This is a genomic window from Kribbella sp. NPDC104218, assembly GCF_055584105.1.
Map to the genome: position 1 here is coordinate 57341 of NZ_JBVJMQ010000002.1, position 15760 is coordinate 73100.

Annotated in this window: 18 protein-coding genes; 3 read left to right on the forward strand and 15 right to left on the reverse strand. The window is 70.5% G+C overall.

What is annotated here, in order from left to right; all coding sequences use genetic code 11:
- Nucleotides 1–49 precede the first annotated feature (49 nt).
- From ACZ6ZD_RS16345 to hisI, 10 genes are all read right to left on the reverse strand, one after another.
- Nucleotides 50–766, reverse strand: coding sequence for a DsbA family protein (locus ACZ6ZD_RS16345; RefSeq protein WP_465672793.1), 717 nt, complete (start codon nt 764–766; stop codon nt 50–52).
- A complete protein-coding gene (locus ACZ6ZD_RS16350) occupies nt 763–1248 on the reverse strand; it encodes a MauE/DoxX family redox-associated membrane protein (protein ID WP_465672795.1) in 486 nt (161 codons plus the stop codon). The genes ACZ6ZD_RS16345 and ACZ6ZD_RS16350 overlap by 4 nt, the downstream gene beginning before the upstream one ends.
- Nucleotides 1245–1901, reverse strand: coding sequence for an SCO family protein (locus tag ACZ6ZD_RS16355; protein ID WP_465672797.1), 657 nt, complete (start codon nt 1899–1901; stop codon nt 1245–1247). Before ACZ6ZD_RS16355 ends, ACZ6ZD_RS16350 begins: the two co-directional genes overlap by 4 nt.
- Before the next feature lie 7 nt (nt 1902–1908).
- Nucleotides 1909–2727, reverse strand: coding sequence for a tryptophan synthase subunit alpha (gene trpA / locus ACZ6ZD_RS16360; protein WP_465676052.1), 819 nt, complete (start codon nt 2725–2727; stop codon nt 1909–1911).
- Nucleotide 2728: 1 nt separating this feature from the next.
- A complete protein-coding gene (gene trpB / locus ACZ6ZD_RS16365) occupies nt 2729–3943 on the reverse strand; it encodes a tryptophan synthase subunit beta (RefSeq protein ID WP_465672799.1) in 1215 nt (404 codons plus the stop codon).
- Between the two features lie 76 nt (nt 3944–4019).
- A complete protein-coding gene (trpC, locus tag ACZ6ZD_RS16370) occupies nt 4020–4826 on the reverse strand; it encodes an indole-3-glycerol phosphate synthase TrpC (protein WP_171669948.1) in 807 nt (268 codons plus the stop codon).
- A 14-nt stretch (nt 4827–4840) separates the two neighbouring features.
- On the reverse strand, nt 4841–5095 hold the full coding sequence (locus ACZ6ZD_RS16375; protein ID WP_465672801.1) for an HGxxPAAW family protein: 255 nt from the start codon (nt 5093–5095) through the stop codon (nt 4841–4843).
- Nucleotides 5096–5151: 56 nt separating this feature from the next.
- Nucleotides 5152–5694: a Trp biosynthesis-associated membrane protein gene (locus tag ACZ6ZD_RS16380; RefSeq protein WP_465672803.1), complete on the reverse strand. Its 543-nt coding sequence runs from the start codon at nt 5692–5694 to the stop codon at nt 5152–5154.
- A complete protein-coding gene (locus ACZ6ZD_RS16385) occupies nt 5694–7184 on the reverse strand; it encodes an anthranilate synthase component I (RefSeq protein ID WP_465672805.1) in 1491 nt (496 codons plus the stop codon). The genes ACZ6ZD_RS16380 and ACZ6ZD_RS16385 overlap by 1 nt, the downstream gene beginning before the upstream one ends.
- Nucleotides 7181–7510, reverse strand: a complete 330-nt coding sequence (gene hisI / locus ACZ6ZD_RS16390; RefSeq protein WP_465672807.1) for a phosphoribosyl-AMP cyclohydrolase — start codon at nt 7508–7510, stop codon at nt 7181–7183. The genes ACZ6ZD_RS16385 and hisI overlap by 4 nt, the downstream gene beginning before the upstream one ends.
- 58 nt (nt 7511–7568) lie before the next feature.
- On the opposite strand from hisI, the gene ACZ6ZD_RS16395 reads away from it, so the two are divergent.
- Nucleotides 7569–8645 carry a dipeptidase gene (locus ACZ6ZD_RS16395; protein ID WP_465672809.1) on the forward strand — a complete coding sequence of 359 codons (1077 nt, stop codon included), beginning with the start codon at nt 7569–7571 and terminating at the stop codon, nt 8643–8645.
- Here ACZ6ZD_RS16395 and ACZ6ZD_RS16400 read toward each other — a convergent pair.
- Entirely contained in the window at nt 8642–9505 is an 864-nt protein-coding gene (locus ACZ6ZD_RS16400; RefSeq protein ID WP_465672811.1) for a GNAT family N-acetyltransferase, read from the reverse strand. The two genes, ACZ6ZD_RS16395 and ACZ6ZD_RS16400, sit on opposite strands and share 4 nt — an antisense overlap.
- Before the next feature lie 120 nt (nt 9506–9625).
- Between ACZ6ZD_RS16400 and ACZ6ZD_RS16405 the strand changes: the two genes are divergently transcribed.
- Nucleotides 9626–9937: a Fe-S cluster assembly protein HesB gene (locus ACZ6ZD_RS16405; RefSeq protein WP_465672813.1), complete on the forward strand. Its 312-nt coding sequence runs from the start codon at nt 9626–9628 to the stop codon at nt 9935–9937.
- A 100-nt stretch (nt 9938–10037) separates the two neighbouring features.
- Here the strand turns inward: ACZ6ZD_RS16405 and ACZ6ZD_RS16410 are convergent, their stop codons facing one another.
- Together ACZ6ZD_RS16410 and ACZ6ZD_RS16415 are read right to left on the reverse strand one after the other, a co-directional pair.
- Entirely contained in the window at nt 10038–11834 is a 1797-nt protein-coding gene (locus ACZ6ZD_RS16410; RefSeq protein ID WP_465672815.1) for an ABC transporter ATP-binding protein, read from the reverse strand.
- On the reverse strand, nt 11831–13624 hold the full coding sequence (locus ACZ6ZD_RS16415) for an ABC transporter ATP-binding protein (RefSeq protein WP_465672817.1): 1794 nt from the start codon (nt 13622–13624) through the stop codon (nt 11831–11833). Before ACZ6ZD_RS16415 ends, ACZ6ZD_RS16410 begins: the two co-directional genes overlap by 4 nt.
- A 150-nt stretch (nt 13625–13774) precedes the next feature.
- Between ACZ6ZD_RS16415 and ACZ6ZD_RS16420 the strand changes: the two genes are divergently transcribed.
- Nucleotides 13775–14416, forward strand: coding sequence for a TIGR03085 family metal-binding protein (locus ACZ6ZD_RS16420; RefSeq protein ID WP_465672819.1), 642 nt, complete (start codon nt 13775–13777; stop codon nt 14414–14416).
- On the opposite strand, the gene ACZ6ZD_RS16425 is transcribed toward ACZ6ZD_RS16420, so the two are convergent.
- Together ACZ6ZD_RS16425 and ACZ6ZD_RS16430 are read right to left on the reverse strand one after the other, a co-directional pair.
- Nucleotides 14402–14998, reverse strand: a complete 597-nt coding sequence (locus ACZ6ZD_RS16425) for a DedA family protein (RefSeq protein ID WP_465672821.1) — start codon at nt 14996–14998, stop codon at nt 14402–14404. The two genes, ACZ6ZD_RS16420 and ACZ6ZD_RS16425, sit on opposite strands and share 15 nt — an antisense overlap.
- Nucleotides 14995–15759 carry an MBL fold metallo-hydrolase gene (locus ACZ6ZD_RS16430; protein ID WP_465672823.1) on the reverse strand — a complete coding sequence of 255 codons (765 nt, stop codon included), beginning with the start codon at nt 15757–15759 and terminating at the stop codon, nt 14995–14997. The genes ACZ6ZD_RS16425 and ACZ6ZD_RS16430 overlap by 4 nt, the downstream gene beginning before the upstream one ends.
- Nucleotide 15760: the final 1 nt, after the last annotated feature.

Sequence of the window (15760 nt, forward strand, 5' to 3'; positions counted from 1 at the left end):
CGCCCCGGGCACCGGCCAGGAACCCAGGGTCACGATTGGGGACTCGCCGTCACTTGGCCGTCGAGACGGCGGCGTCGACGGCCTGCTGCAGCCCGTCGGCGGTCAGCTCCTTGTCGTCGAGCTGCTTGCCGTTGACGAAGACCGCCGGCGTGCTGGCCACGCCGCGCGCGTCGGCGGCCTTGCCGACCGACTCGACCCAGCCGCCGTAGGTGTTCTGCCGGACGGCCTCCTGGAACTTCGCGTCGCCGACGCCGAGCTGCTTGCCGAGCTCGATCAGCTGGTCCGTCGTCCAGGACTTGCTGAAGTCGTTGTACATCTCGTCGGCGTAGCTGAGCGCCTTGCCGTTCGCGGCGGCCGCGGCGAACGCGTTGGCCAGCCGCGGCGAGGCATCCGGGTTCACGAACGCCAGCGGCCAGTACGTGAGCGTCGCCGTCCCGTCCTGGACGAGTTTGTCGACGACGCCGCCGGTCTTCTCCTCGAACTCGGCGCAGTGCGGGCAGCGGAAGTCCAGGTAGATGTCGATCTGCGCCTTGGCGCCGGCCGTGCCGACCGTGACGCCCTTGCCCGCCTCGCCCGGGCCGGTGATGACGACCGGCTCGGGGCGCCCGTTCGAGCTGACCTCGACCTTGGAGTTCGCACGCCAGTACTGGAGGCCGACCCCGCCCAGCAGGGCCAGCACGAGCACGACGACCACGACGATCCCGGGCGAGATCCGCCGCTTGCTCGTGCTGGTCAGCGGGTTCACGGGGGGCTTGGTCTTGCTCACGGCGCGGTCTCTCCTGACAGTGCGTGCGGATCGGATTCGAGGGCGAACTTGCTGGCCGGGTTGATGCACAGCCAGACCGCCAGGGCCAGCAGGCCGGCGTCCCGGACGATCTCCTGCAGGTACTGCGTCTGCCCCGGATCGACCTTCCCCCCGCCGCCGAAGCAGCCGCAGTCGATCGCCAGGCCGCGGGCCCAGGCCGACGCGACGCCGATGACGAACACCACCATCAACGCCGCCGCCGAGGCCGCGGTCACGCGGACGCCGAAACCGAGGATCAACAGCAACCCGACCGCGATCTCCAGGAACGGCAGCCCCCAGCCGACCGGATCGGCCAGCACCGGCGGCAGGATCTCGTACGCGCGGACGGCCTGCGCCGCGGTCTCCGGATCGCCGACCTTCAGCACTCCGGCGACCAGCAGCACCCCGCCCAGGATCAACCGCGCGCCGAGCGACACCCAGGCGAACCACGGACGCCGGTTCACTGGTTCGCCTCGACCAGCTTCCCGAAGTCGTGCGCCATGTCGCCGATCGCGGCGTTCGCCATCCACAGCACGGTGGCCTTGTCGTTCTTGCCGAAGCCGAGCACCTGCGCGCCGTGACCGACCTCGTACCCGCCGGACGGCAGCTTCTTCATCCCCTCGACCGGGATGCCGATCGTCTGGCCGATGTTCTTGATCGACTCCAGCTTGCCGGTCAGGCCGACGAACGACGGGTCGTAGCGATCGAGGTACTTACGCATCGCCTGGCCGGTGTCGCGGGCCGGGTCGGTGGTGACGAACAGCAACTGCACCTGCTTGCGCTGCGAGTCGTCCAGCTTGGTCAGCGCGGAGGCGACATCGGCCAGCACCGTCGGGCACACGTCGGGGCAGTTGGTGTAGCCGAAGAAGACCAGCGTCACCGGCTTCTTGGTCGACGTCACCAGGTTGAACGGGTTCCCGTCGGTGTCGGTCAACGTCGCCGCGGGCAACGAGTACGGACGGTCGAGCGACGCGCCGCGCATCCCGTTCGGATCCTGGCTGGTGCGGATGATCGCCCCGCCGGGGTTGTCGGGCTCGTCCTGCTGACCACTGCAGCCCGCAACCGCCAGCAGAGCCACCGCGGCGAACAGAAGCGCCGCGTTTCTGGTTCGACTCACAGCAGACTCAACGCCCGGCGGCCGCTGAGGGTTCCCGCCGGACGCCCTCGGCCAGGCGCTCCGTGAGCGAGCGCACACCCGCGGGACCGTTGCCGTCGAGCAGCTGCTTCACCAGCGCGGACCCGACGATCACGGCGTCGGTGAAGGTCGCCAGCGCCGCCGCCTGCTCGGCGTTCGAGACGCCGATCCCGACGCCGACCGGCAGCCCGGTGGCCGCCTTCGTCCGCGCCACCAGCGGCGCGGCCAGGTCGGACGCCATCTCCCGGACGCCGGTGACGCCCATCACCGCAGTCGCGTAGACGAACCCGCGGCAGGCAGCCGTGGTCATCTTGATCCGCTCGTCGGTCGACGACGGCGAGACCAGGAAGACCTTGTCCAGCTCGTGCTTGTCCGCGGCGGCGGCCCACTCGGCGCCCTCGTCCGGGATCAGGTCGGGCGTGATGAGGCCCGCTCCCCCGACGCCGGCGAAATCGGCGGCCCAGCGGTCCACGCCGTAGCGCTCGATCGGGTTCCAGTACGTCATCACGAGCACCGGGACGTCGGCGTACGCCGTGATCGCCTCGACCGTGCGCAGCACGTCCCGGACCCGGAAACCGCCGGCCAGCGCGGCCTCGGCGGCCCGCTGGATCGCCGGGCCGTCCATCACCGGGTCGCTGTACGGCAGCCCGATCTCGAGGACGTCGCAGCCGCCGTCGACCAGCGCCTTGATCGCGTCCACGCCGCCGTCGTACGACGGGTACCCGGCCGGCAGGTAGCCGACCAGCCCGGCCCGGCCCGCGGCGTTCGCCGCCCGGATCGCGGCCCCGGCCTTGCCCAGGGCAACCATTTCACTCACGACCGGCCTCCGGGGCGTCGATCAGCTGGAACCATGTGCTCGCGGTGTCCATGTCCTTGTCGCCGCGGCCGGACAGGTTCACCAGGATGGTGGCGTCCGGGCCGAGCTCCTTGGCGATCTCCAGCGCGCCCGCGACCGCGTGCGCGGACTCGATCGCCGGGATGATGCCCTCGGTGCGCGACAGCAGCTTGAAGGCCTCCATCGCGTCGGCGTCCGACACCGGGCGATACGTCGCCCGCTTGGTCTCGGCCAGCCAGGAGTGCTCGGGGCCGACGCCGGGGTAGTCCAGCCCGGCGGAGATCGAGTGCGACTCGATGGTCTGGCCGTCCTCGTCCTGCAGCAGGTAGGAGCGCGCACCGTGCAGGACGCCGATCTGCCCGGCGGTGATCGTGGCCGCGTGCCGGCCGGTCTCGAACCCGTCGCCGCCCGGCTCGATGCCGTACAGCTGCACGTCCTCGTCGGGGACGAAGGCCGCGAACAGGCCGATCGCGTTCGACCCGCCGCCGACGGCCGCGACCGCGGCGTCCGGCAGTTTGCCGAGCAGCTCCAGCGACTGGGCGCGGGCCTCGTCGCCGATCCCGCGGACGAAGTCGCGGACCATCGCCGGGAACGGGTGCGCACCGGCCGCCGTCCCGAGCAGGTAGTGCGTGTTGTCGACGCTGGCGACCCAGTCGCGCAGCGCCTCGTTGATCGCGTCCTTGAGCGTGCGGCTGCCGCTCGTCACCGGGATCACCTCGGCGCCGAGCAACTTCATCCGGGCCACGTTCAGCGCCTGGCGCTGGGTGTCGACCTCGCCCATGTAGACGACGCACTCGAGGTCCAGGTAGGCGCAGGCGGTCGCGGTGGCGACGCCGTGCTGGCCGGCGCCGGTCTCGGCGATCACCCGCGGCTTGCCCATCCGCTTGGTCAGCAGCGCCTGGCCGAGCGCGTTGCGGACCTTGTGGGCGCCGGTGTGGTTGAGGTCCTCACGCTTGAGCAGGATGCGGGCCCCGGCCGCCTCGGACAGCCGGGTCGCGTCGTACAGCAGGCTCGGGACGCCGGCCCACTCGCGCAGCATCCGGTCGAACTCACCGGTGAACGCAGGGTCGGCCACGGCGCCCTGCCAGGCCCGGGTGAGCTCGTCGAGTGGCGCGATCAGCGCCTCCGGCATGAACCTGCCGCCGAAACGGCCGAAATGCCCGAGCTGGTCGGGCAGCACAGTACTCATCCGACAAAACCTTCCAACCCGGCCCAGACGGCTCGGGAGAGTTACTGCCCCTGGCCGTTTGGACCGGTCGGGGAGGTCAGTGCCGCTGCTGGATGGCGGGGTGCGATCCGGCGGCGACGAGGTCGGCGACCGAGGCGCGCGGATCGCGGCCGGTCACCAGGGTTTCTCCGACGAGGACGACATCGGCCCCGGCGCGCGCGAACTCGATTACATCATGCGGGCCCCGGACGCCGGACTCCGCCACCCGGACCAGCTCGGTCGGGATCGTCGGCGCGACCCGCGCGAACGTGTCCCGGTCGACCTCGAGGGTCTTCAGGTTGCGGTTGTTCACGCCGATCAGCTGAGCGCCGGCGTCCACCGCACGCCGGGTCTCCTCCTCGTCGTGGACCTCGACCAGCGGGCACAGGCCGATCGAGTGCGCGCGCTCGATCAGCGAGACCAGGGCCTCCTGCTCCAGCGCGGCGACGATCAGCAGCACCATGTCGGCGCCGGCCGCGCGCGCCTCCCAGAGCTGGTACGACGAGACGACGAAGTCCTTGCGCAGGACCGGGACGTCGACGCGGCCGCGGACGGCGCGCAGGTCGTCCAGGCTGCCGTTGAACCGGCGCTGCTCGGTGAGCACCGAGATGGCCGCGGCGCCGCCGCCCTCGTACTCCCCGGCCAGCGCGGCCGGGTCGGTGATCTCGGCCAGCTCGCCCTTGGAGGGGCTGGACCGCTTCACCTCGGCGATGATCGCGATCCCGTCGCCGCGGAAGACCGGCATCGGGTCCTTGGCGTCGGGTTTGCGCTGCGCCTCGAGTTTCAGGTCGTCCAGGCTGACGAGGGCCTGGCGCTCCGCGAGGTCCTCGCGAACCCCGGCGAGAATGTCGTCAAGCACTGTCATGTTCCGTCCGCTCCTCAGTGATCGCCGTCGGCGGGGACGCCGAAGCCCAGCATCTGCAGCACCTTGCCGGCCAGCGTGCCGACCACGACGATCCCGACCGACACCCAGAACAGCCACCACAGCGGCCCGAGCACCATCGCGATCGCGCCGACGGTGAAGCCGACCAGGATGATCGCCACCGCGGTCCACGCCGCGACGCTGTTGCCGTGCGAGTCGTGAGCCTCCTCGCTCACGTGCGCGCCCGTTTGCTCAGCCGTCGTATTGTTCATGGTTGCCGCCACTCCTCGTCGTCGTCCGGTCCTATTGTGGCGGTTGCCCGCCGCGATCAGAGAGTCGGGTCCTGTCCCGCGTCGATCGCCTTCCACTGATCGGCCTCACGATCAGCTGTGGTCACGCTCGTTTCCCGCTCGTACCGCGCGGTAGCACGCTGCCAGCGGTGCGCGGTGAGCACCGCGAGCGCACCGGCCGCGAGCAGCGCCACTCCCCCCGCCAGCGCCAGCCAGGGCGCCGGGCCGGTGCCCAGCACGACCCGGTCGGTCACGGCCTGGCTCAGCTCCGGCCGGAGCCGGCTCAGCTCGTCCACGTTCGGGCGGACCTGCAGCGCGACGCCGATCGCCGCCACACCGAGCAGCGCGACCAGCGCGCCGATCACCCGCCGCAGCGTCGTCCCGGCCAGCTTGGTCACCACTACCGCGACGACCGCCGCCAGCGCGAGCGTCACCGGCGCTCTGGTGACGCTGTGCCCGTTGAACTCGACCACCGCCCGCCCACTGCCCGGATCGGCCGTCGCCCAGGTCAGATACGCCGAAAGGCCCAGCAACACCAATGCGGCCAGGGTGAGCAGGTCGACCAACCGTTGTGGGCGCATCAGACCTCGCTGAACGTTCCGGCGACGGCGATGGCGTTCAGGACGGCGGCGGCCTTGGTGCGGCATTCGGCGTCCTCGGACGCCGGGTCGGAGTCGGCGACGATGCCGGCGCCCGCCTGGACGTACGCCGTACCGCCGCGCAGCACCGCCGTCCGGATGGCGATCGCGGTGTCGGCGTCCCCGGCGAAGTCCAGATAGCCGACCACGCCGCCGTAGACGCCGCGCCGGGTCACCTCGAGTTTGTCGATGATCTCCATCGCGCGCGGCTTCGGGGCGCCGGACAGCGTGCCGGCCGGGAAGGCCGCGGTCAGCGCGTCGAAAGCCGTCTTGCCCGCGGCCAGCTGACCGGTGACGGTCGACTCCAGGTGCATGACGTGGCTGTAGCGCCGGACGCTCATGAAGTCGATCACCTCGACCGTGCCCGGGGCGCAGACCTTGCCGACGTCGTTGCGGCCGAGGTCGACGAGCATCAGGTGCTCGGCGCGCTCCTTGGCGTCGGCGCGCAGCTCCTCCTCCAGGGCGTGGTCCTCCTCCGGGGTGGCGCCGCGGCGGCGGGTGCCGGCGATCGGGTGCAGGATCACCTTGTTGTCGGTGACCTTGACCAGCGCCTCCGGGCTGGAGCCGACGATGTCGAAACCGTCGAGCCGGACCAGGTACATGTACGGGCTCGGGTTGGACCGGCGCAGCACCCGGTAGATGTCCAGCGCGGACGCCGTGGTCTGCAGCTCGAACCGCTGCGAGACGACGATCTGGAACGCCTCGCCGGCCCGGATCTCCTCCTTGGCGGTCTCCACCGCCTGGCGGTACTCCGCGCTGGAGCGCTGCCGGTGCGGGTCGGGCTGGGCGTCGCGGTCCGCGCGGACGACGTACGACGGGGTCGGCCGCGCGAGGTCGGCCTCCATCGCGTCGAGCCGGCGGACGGCGTCGGCGTACGCCTCGTCGACGCGCTCGTCGGTGTCGTCCCAGTTGATCGCGTTCGCGATCAGCCAGATCTCACCGGTCTCGTGGTCGAGGGCGGCCAGGTCGGTGGCGAACAGGAACGTCAGCTCGGGCAGGCCGAGGTCGTCGGTCGTTGTGTCCGGCAACCGCTCCAGCCGGCGGACGGCGTCGTACCCGAGGAAGCCGACCATGCCGCCGGTCAGCGGCGGCAGCCCCGGCAGCCGGGGCGTGTGCAGGATCTCAAGCGTCTCGCGCAGCGCGGTCAGCGGGTCGCCGGACGCCGGCAGGCCGACCGGCGGGCTCCCCGTCCAGACGGCCTGGCCTTCGCGTTCGGTCAGCGTCGCGGCCGAGCGGACGCCGATGAACGAGTACCGCGACCAGACACCGCCGTTCTCCGCGGACTCGAGCAGGAACGTGCCCTCACGCTCGGCGGCCAGCTTGCCGTAGACGCCGATCGGCGTCTCGGCGTCGCCCAGCACGCGCCGGGTGACCGGAATGACGCGCCGGTCCTTCGCGTAGTCGCGGAAGGTCTCCAGGGACGGGGTGTTCACGCCTTCACCTCGATCCGGCCGTGCTCGAAGCAGCTGCGGGTGCCGGTGTGACAGGCCGGGCCCTCCTGGTCGACGAGGACGAGCAGCGTGTCGGCGTCGCAGTCGACGAGGAGCTCCTTGACGTGCTGCCGGTGACCGCTGGTCTCGCCCTTGACCCAGTACTCCTGGCGGCTGCGCGACCAGAACGTGCTCCGGCCGGTCTCCGCCGTCCGGCGGACCGCCTCGGCGTTCATCCAGCCCACCATCAGCACCTCGCGCGTGTCGTACTGCTGCACCACCGCCGGGATCAGCCCGGCCGCGTCGAAGGTCAGCTCGTCGATACTCACTCACCTATTGTCACCGATCCCCCGGACAGTCTTGACCACCCCCTGACAGGATGGACGGATGCACCCGGTGATCGACGGACACAACGACCTGCCCATCGCGTTCTACGAGCTGTGTGAGTACGACCTGGACGCACACGACCTCAGCGGGCCGGTGCCGCAGCTGCACACCGACCTGCCGCGGCTCCGCGCCGGGAACGTCGGTGCGCAGTTCTGGTCGCTGTGGGTGCCGCAGGACGAGCATGCGGTCCGCCGGACCTTCGAACAGGTCGACTTCGTCCGGCGGCTCGTGGAGCGCTTCCCGGAGGCACTGCAGCTCGCGACGACGGCCGACGAGGTGGACGCCGCGATGAAGGCCGGCCGGGTCGCATCGCTGATGGGGATGGAGGGCGGCCACTCGATCGGTGAGTCCCTCGGCGTGCTGCGGGTGATGCGGGCGCTCGGCGTCCGGTACATGACGCTGACGCACAACAACAACGTCTCGTGGGCGGACTCCGCGACCGACGAGCCGGTGCTCGGCGGGCTGAGCGACTTCGGCGAAGAGGTCGTCCGGGAGATGAACCGGATCGGCATGCTCGTCGACCTGTCGCACGTCTCGGCCGACACGATGCGGCACGCGCTGCGGGTCAGCACGTCGCCGGTGATCTTCAGCCACTCGTCGGCCCGCGCGGTCTGCGACGTCCCGCGCAACGTCCCGGACGACGTCCTCGGCACGCTCGCCGCCAACGACGGCGTCTGCATGGTCACCTTCGTCCCGTACTTCGTTTCCCAGGCGTGCGCCGACTGGGCCGCGGGAGCGCTCGAAGTCGCGAAGGCCAACGGCCTCGACCCGCATTCGCCCGCCGACCAGGCCAAGGTCGCCGAGCTCTACGGCACGCCCGAGCCGGTCGCCTCGCTGGCCGATGTGGTCGCGCACGTCGAGCATGTCCGCGAGGTGGCCGGGATCGACCACATCGGGATCGGCGGCGACTACGACGGCGTCCCCGCGCTGCCCGCGGAGCTGCCGGACGTGTCGTCGTACCCGGTGCTGTTCGAGGCCCTGGCCGGTCGCGGCTGGAGCGACCAGGACCTCGCAAAACTTGCCAACGGCAACATTCTCCGGGTGCTCCGGGCCGCCGACGAGGCGGCTGCGGTCTAGGCCTCCCGGACCAGGTCGCGGGTCTCGGGTTGCCGGACGAAACCGGCCGACTCGTAGGTGGCGATCGCGCCGACATTGGACGCCGGGGTGTAGGTGAAGGCCGTGGACGCGCCCAGCTCGCGCAGCGTGCGTGCGGCGGCGAGGGTGATCGCCCGGCCGTAGCCGCGGCCGCGGTGGATCCGGTGCACGCCCATCGGCTCCAGGTACCCCGGCTTGCCCTCACCGGCGAACCAGACGGTGACGGTCGCGACGGACTCACCGAGCTCGTTGCGACCGAGCAGGCAGCGGGCGTCGGCGTACACCGGGCCGTCGGCCATGGTGAACCAGCGGTCGTCGGTGAACGTCGATCCGGCGAACGACTCGCGCTGGACGAGCGCCCGCTCGTGCGCCTCTTCGGTACCGACCAGGTCGACCCGTAGGCCCGGCTCTTCGACCGGATCGGTCAGATCGCGCCGCACCGGCACCCAGGGCGCGTCCCACTGCCAGCCTTCGGCAGCGAGCCGCTCTTTGAGCAGTGAGCCGTTCGGTGACTCCAGATAGACCTTGCCGGTCGGCAGCACGCGCCCCGGTTCGGTGAGATCGGCCACGAGCTGCCGCGCCAGCTCCTCGTCGCGCAGCGCATCCGGGGCGATGGCGATGCGCACCATGTCCGCCTCGTCCAGCAGACCCACCGCCAGGACCACGCCGGCCCGGCTCCAGACCCGCGTCGACGCCGCGGTCTTCTCGGCGCCGAAACGCCAGAACCAGCCCAGATCACCAGGGTGCAGCTGGTGCGGTGTTTCGTTGGTCTGCCAGTCCCGCAGCGCGCTGACCGCGCCGCTCAGCCCGTCGACCGTAGGTATCGCCAACTCGAGTGCCATCCCCCAATCCCACACCATCGCGGCCCCCGAACGCACACGACTTTCCGGTACGGGTGTTTGGCCTGGCAATGATCGGGCACGGGGCGGAGACAACATTGTTGTCGAGAGGTTGGAGCGGTTGTGCTTACCCTGACAGAGAACGCGACTCTGGTGATCAAGAGCATCACGGGGGTCGAGGGCGCGCCGGAAGGGGCCGGAGTGCGGATCTCGCAGGAGAACCCGGCGGATCCGGCACTGGCGGTGACCACCACCGAGGCGCCGAGCCCGGGCGACCAGGTCGTCGAGGAGGCCGGAGCGCGCGTCTTCCTCGAACAGAACGCGGCGAACGCCCTGGACGACAAGATCCTGGACGCCGCGGTGGACGACAAGGGCGGTGTGGAGTTCCTGCTGGTTCCGCAGCCAGGAGCCAACGGCACTGTTCCGACACCCTGAGCCAGGTACCTCGGCACCGACCTGACTGCGGTGTCGCGCGTACCTGATCCGGGCGCGGCCGGTTCGACCCTCCCAGGGACCGGCCGCGCCCCGGTGCGTTCTAGAGGGCGCTGCGCTGAGCGATCCAGCTCTGGTGCAACCGCGAGTAGACGCCGCCGGCAGCGACCAGCTCGGCATGCGGGCCGCGCTCGACGATCTCGCCGTTGTCGAAGACCAGCACCTCATCGGCCGCTTCCGCCGTGGAGAGCCGGTGAGCGATGGTGACCGACGTCCGGCCGGCCATCAGCCGCTCCAGCGCGGCGTTGACGCGCACCTCGGTGCCAGGGTCGACAGCCGAGGTCGCCTCGTCCAGAACGAGGAGGTCCGGGTCGGCGATGTTGGCTCGGGCCAGCGCGACCAGCTGGCGCTCGCCAGCCGACAGCGACTCACCACGCTGACCGACCGGTGAGGCCAACCCGTCGGGCAGGGACTCCAGCCAATCGGTGAGGCCGAGCGACTCGAACGCCGCCAGCAGCTCGGCGTCCGTCACCTCAGGCCGGCCGAAGCGGACGTTCTCGGCGAGGGATGCGTCGAACAGATAGCCGTCCTGCGGCACCATCACCACCCGCTCGCGCAGCGACGCGAACGAGATCTCCCGCGCGTCCACGCCGTCCAGCAGCACCGCACCGGACGTCGGGTCCATCAGCCGGGTCAGCAGCTTCGCGAACGTCGTCTTGCCCGAGCCGGTCTCCCCCACGACGGCCACCCGCCGATGTGGTTGCAGCTGGACGTCGACGTCCCGCAACACCAGGTCGCCGTCCGGATAGGCGAAGTCGACGTCCGCGAACTCGACCGTGATCGGCCCGCGGGCCTGAGTCACACCGGACTCCCCCGGGTCGACGACGTCCGCCGGGGTCGCGATCACGCCGAGCACCCGCCGCCAGCCGGCGAAGGCGCTCTGCGCGTCGGTGAGCACCTGCGTGGCGATCTGCACCGGGTCCGAGAACAGCGCGACCAGGAACATGAAGGCGAGGATCTCGCCGAGCGTCGCCTGCCCGTCCACCCCGAGCAGGACGCCGGCCGTCAGCACGCCCGCATTGGCCAGACCGGCGGCCAGACCGCCGATGGAGAACGTGACACCGGTCAGCGTCTGCGCGCTGGTCGCCGTCCGCCGGTAGTCGTCGATCGAGGCGTCGATGCGGGTCTGGGTGCGCTGCTCGATCGAGTACGCGCGGACGACCTGCGCGCCGACGACCGGCTCCGCGATCGCGGACAGCATCTCGCCGACCTTCGCCCGGACGACGCCGTACGCGTCGGACATCCGGCGCTGCAGCGCCCGCAGGCTCGCGAACAGCGGCAGGAAGCAGATCAGCACGACCAGCGCCAGCTGCCACGAGTAGACGAACATGACCACGGTCGCCAGCAGCATCTGACCGAGGCTGACCAGGAAGATGAAGCCACCGAACTGCAGGAACTGCGACACGGTGTCGACGTCGGAGGTCACGCGGCTGACCAGAGCGCCGCGCCGCTCGGTGCTCTGCGTCAGCACCGGCAGGTCATGGACATGCCGGAACGCCTTCAGCCGCATGGTCGCCAGACCGCGCTCTGAGTTGATGGCCAACCGCACTGTCGTCAGATACGACGCACCGGCCGTTACGAGGATGCCCGCCGCGCAGACCGCACACATCCAGGCCACGAACGACATGTCGGGCCCGCCCGGCCCGGACAGGCCCTTGTCGATCGTCTGCTGGACCGCAATCGGGATGACGACCCGGCCGGCGGTCATGGTCAGCGCCAGCAGCGCAGTGACCCACCAGCCCTGCGCAAGCTCCGGTGAGATGCGCAGGCCCTCCCGCAGCGTCGCCAGCCCACCGGCGTCGTCGCCGTGGTCGAGCCGGGTGGCTTCCCCGGAGCTCATGCGTTCACCTCGTCCAGGTCCTCGTCCTGACGCCGCTCGGCGTCCTTCTCGTAGGCGTCGACCAGATCGCGGTACGCGGCCGACGTCTCCTGCAGCTCGGTGTGCGTGCCCTGGGCGGTGATCCGGCCCTCGTCGAGGAACAGCACCTCGTCGGCCAGGGAGATCGTCGCCTTGCGGTAGGCGATCACCAGGACGGTCGTAGCGGCGCCGGCGTCCTCGTGGACGACGGAACGCAGCCCGGCCAGGATGCGCGCCTCGACTTGTGGGTCGACCGCGCTGGTGGCGTCGTCCAGGATCAGCAGCCGCGGCCGGCGGACGAGCGCTCGGGCCAGGGCGATCCGCTGGCGCTGCCCACCGGACAGCGTGGTGCCGCGCTCGCCGACCTTGGTGTCCAGCCCCTCCGGCAGCGCCTTCACGAAGCCGTCGCCCTGAGCGATCCGCAGCGCGTCCCAGATGTCGTCGTCGGTGTAGTCACCGCCGAGGGTGATGTTGCCGCGGATGCTGTCGTCGAACAGGAACGCCGTCTGGGCGACCAGCGCGACCGAACCGGCCAGCTCACCCCGGGCCAGCTCGCGGAGATCGATGCCGTCGACCTGGACCGAGCCCTCCTCCGGATCGATCAGCCGAGTCAGCAACGTCGTCATCGTCGACTTGCCGGCACCGGTCGGGCCGACCACCGCAACCGTCCGCCCCGGCTCGACGCTGAAGTCCATCCCGGTCAGCACGTCGCGACCGGGCAGATACCCGAAGCGGAGTCCGGACACGTCCAGCCTGGCCGCACTGGTCGCCGTGAGCCGCTGCTCGCCGTACTCCATCCCGCCGTCCGCGGTCAGCACTCGCTGCACCCGGTCCCAGCCGACGACCGAGCGCGGTAGCTCACCGAGCACCCAGCCGAGCGCCCGGATCGGGAAGCCGATCAGCGTGAACAGAAACGCCACCTGGACGACGTCACCCGCGTCGGCCGCGCCGGAGCGCACTCGGCCAACACCGACCAGCAGCACGACCAGCACGCCCACCCGGGGCAGCGCGTCGATCACCGGGTCGAACATGCCCCGAGCCTTGTTCACAGCGATGTTCGCGTCCCGCAGCGCGTACGTCGGCGCCCGGAACCGCTCCGTCTCGGCAGCCTCGCGACCGAGCGTCTTGACGACCAGCGCGCCGTCGAACGACTCGTGCGCCACCTCGGAGACATCCGCGCGCAGCTGCTGCGCCCGGGTGGCCAGTGGCTGCAGGATGCGCTGGAAGATCACATTGGCAAGGAAGACGAGCGGAAAGACCAGACAGCCGACCACTGCGAGCCAGACGTCGGCCATGAACATGGCGACCGTCGCGAACGCCAGCATGGCCAGCACGCCGATCGCCATCGGAAGCGGCGCGATCACGAACCAGATCGACTCGACGTCGGCGTTCGCGTTGGAGAGCAGCTGACCGGTCGGATGCTGGTGGTGCCACTCCAGCGGGAGCTTCTGGTACTGCCGGGTGACGCGCCGCCGGTACGTCGCCTGCAGCCGGAACTGCATCACGCCGGCGCCGATCCGGCGGCCGACCACACCGATCGCGCGCAGGATCGCGATGCCGAGGAACAGCGAGACCAGCGCGGCGAGCGCGCCGAACGTCGTGTCGCCGCGCTCCAGCGCCGGGCGGATGACGTGATCGGTGGCCCAGCCGAGCGCCCAGCCGTCCGCGACCGTCATCGCGCCGTACAGCATGCTGGCGGCCACCGAGAGCGCGAACACCCACGGCTCCTCCCAGACGGCGACCCGCAGGACCGCGAACCCGCGCCGGGTCACGCTCCCTTTGTCAGGGACTTTCGGGACGGGCAAGACACGCTCCAAACCAGTCAGGTCCGAACAGCTGCCACAGACATGACAACGATTGACATCATGCCAGCTTCCAAGGGAAGGAAGGAAAGAAAAACCAGGGGGTGGCAGAGTGGGCCTGTGACCGACTACAGCCGGGTAGAGCGACTTGCACTGTGTGACCTCTTCGACCAGCTCGGGCCTGATCAGCCGACGCTGTGCGACGGGTGGGACACGTTCGACCTCGCCGTGCACCTGTACGTGCGGGAGTCGGACCCGATGGCCGGGCCGGGCATCATGATCAGCGCGCTGGCCAACACCACCGAGAAGCGGATGGCGCAGGCCAAGGAGCGCTACGGCTTCGCCGGCGTGGTCGCCAAGGTCCGCAGCGGCCCGCCGCGCGCGTCGATCTACGGCCTGCCGCTGATCGGCCACCAGCTGAACACGACCGAGTACCTCGTCCACCACGAGGACGTCCGGCGCGCGCAGCCGTCGTACACGGTCCGCACACTGCCCGCCGACCAGCAGGCCGGGCTGTGGAAGCAGATCCGGGTCGCGGCGAAGACCATGACGCGCAAGTCGCCGACCGGTCTGGTCCTGCAACTGCCGGACGGGACGACGGCGACCGCGAAGCAGCCGGTCGACGGCCGCTCGGTTACGGTCGTCGGTGAGCCGGCGGAGCTGGTGCTGTTCTTCTTCGGGCGGCAGGCGGTCGCGGACGTTCAACTGCTGGGCGACGGAGACTCCGTCGAGCGGCTCAAGAACGCTTCATTCGGCTTCTGATGCGGCAGCGGCCCGCTTGTGGCGGACCTTCTGCACCAGGCTGCTGATGACACTCACCAGCACGACCAGAACGATCGCAGCCACGATGCCCTGCCACGGCTTGTCGAACAGCGCGTAGCCGAGCAGACCAATCGCCATGTAGACAGCAGCCCACAGCGACGAGGCAGTCAGATCCACCAGCGCGAACCGCTCCCAGCGGTAGCCGGCCAACCCGGCGGCCAGCAGGACTGGTACGCGCCCGCCCGGGATGAGCCGCGACGTCAGCAGTACACCGATCTCGTGCTCAGCCAGCCGCTCCCGCAGCGCGTCCAGCTTGGCGTTGTCCCGCAGCCAGCCGACTCGCTTGGCCAGCTTCTCCCCACCGAAACGGCAACCGGCGTACACGATCAGGTCACCGACATAGGCGCCTGCGGCACCGGCGATCAGGACGCCGACCAGACCGATCGGATTGCTGTGCGAAGCGAGCACTGCGCCAGCGGAAACGGCCGCACCGGTCGGAAGCACCGGCAGGACAGCGCCGATCAGTACAGCGCCCGCGAGTGCGAACAGGTACCAGAGGTCGAAATGCGCGTCGCCAGTCATGGGGTCACCTCGGTCGATTCGCCCGGTGTCAGCAGCGCTACAGCCACGGTCGGGTCCAACTCGTTCATCGCGGTCTTGAACTGCTCCCCTGGCGGCAGGAACAGCTCCGGCTTCATCCAGTCACAGCCGATCGGCCAGAACGTCCCGAAATGGATCGGGACCGCGGTCCGCGCGCTGACCCGCCGCACAGCCTCAGCGGCGCGCTCCGGGTTCAGATGGCCCGGGCCGAGCGAGGGCCCCCAGCCGCCGACCGGTACCAGCGCCAGGTCGACCGGACCAGCCTCTGCGGCCAGGCTGTCGTACAGGTCGGTGTCACCGGCGAACCAGACGCTGGGTGAGCTGTCGACGCGGTAGCCAACGGCCGGCCCGGCGTACGACGACCACGGCAGCCGCCGGCCGTCGTGGTGCGCGGTGACGACGGTGATGTCCAGTGTGCCGATCCGGACCTGGTTGCCGGGGGCAACCTCGATACAGCGATCGGAGTAGCCGGCGCCGAAGTCGTGGTGGATCAGCTTGGCCGCGCCCCGCGGTACGACGAGCGCAGCCTCTGGGGAGACCATCGACAGCGACGGCAGGTGCAGATGGTCGGAATGCATATGCGAGATCAGTACAGCGTGGCACTGGCCGGCCTCGGCTGTCGGAGCCGGGCCTCGGCGGCGGCGCAGGTGTGCGAGGCGCGAGGTCAGCACGGGATCGGTCAGCAGCCGTGTCCCGTTGGCCTCGATGGTGGTGGTGGCGTGCCCCCACCAGGTGATTCGCACC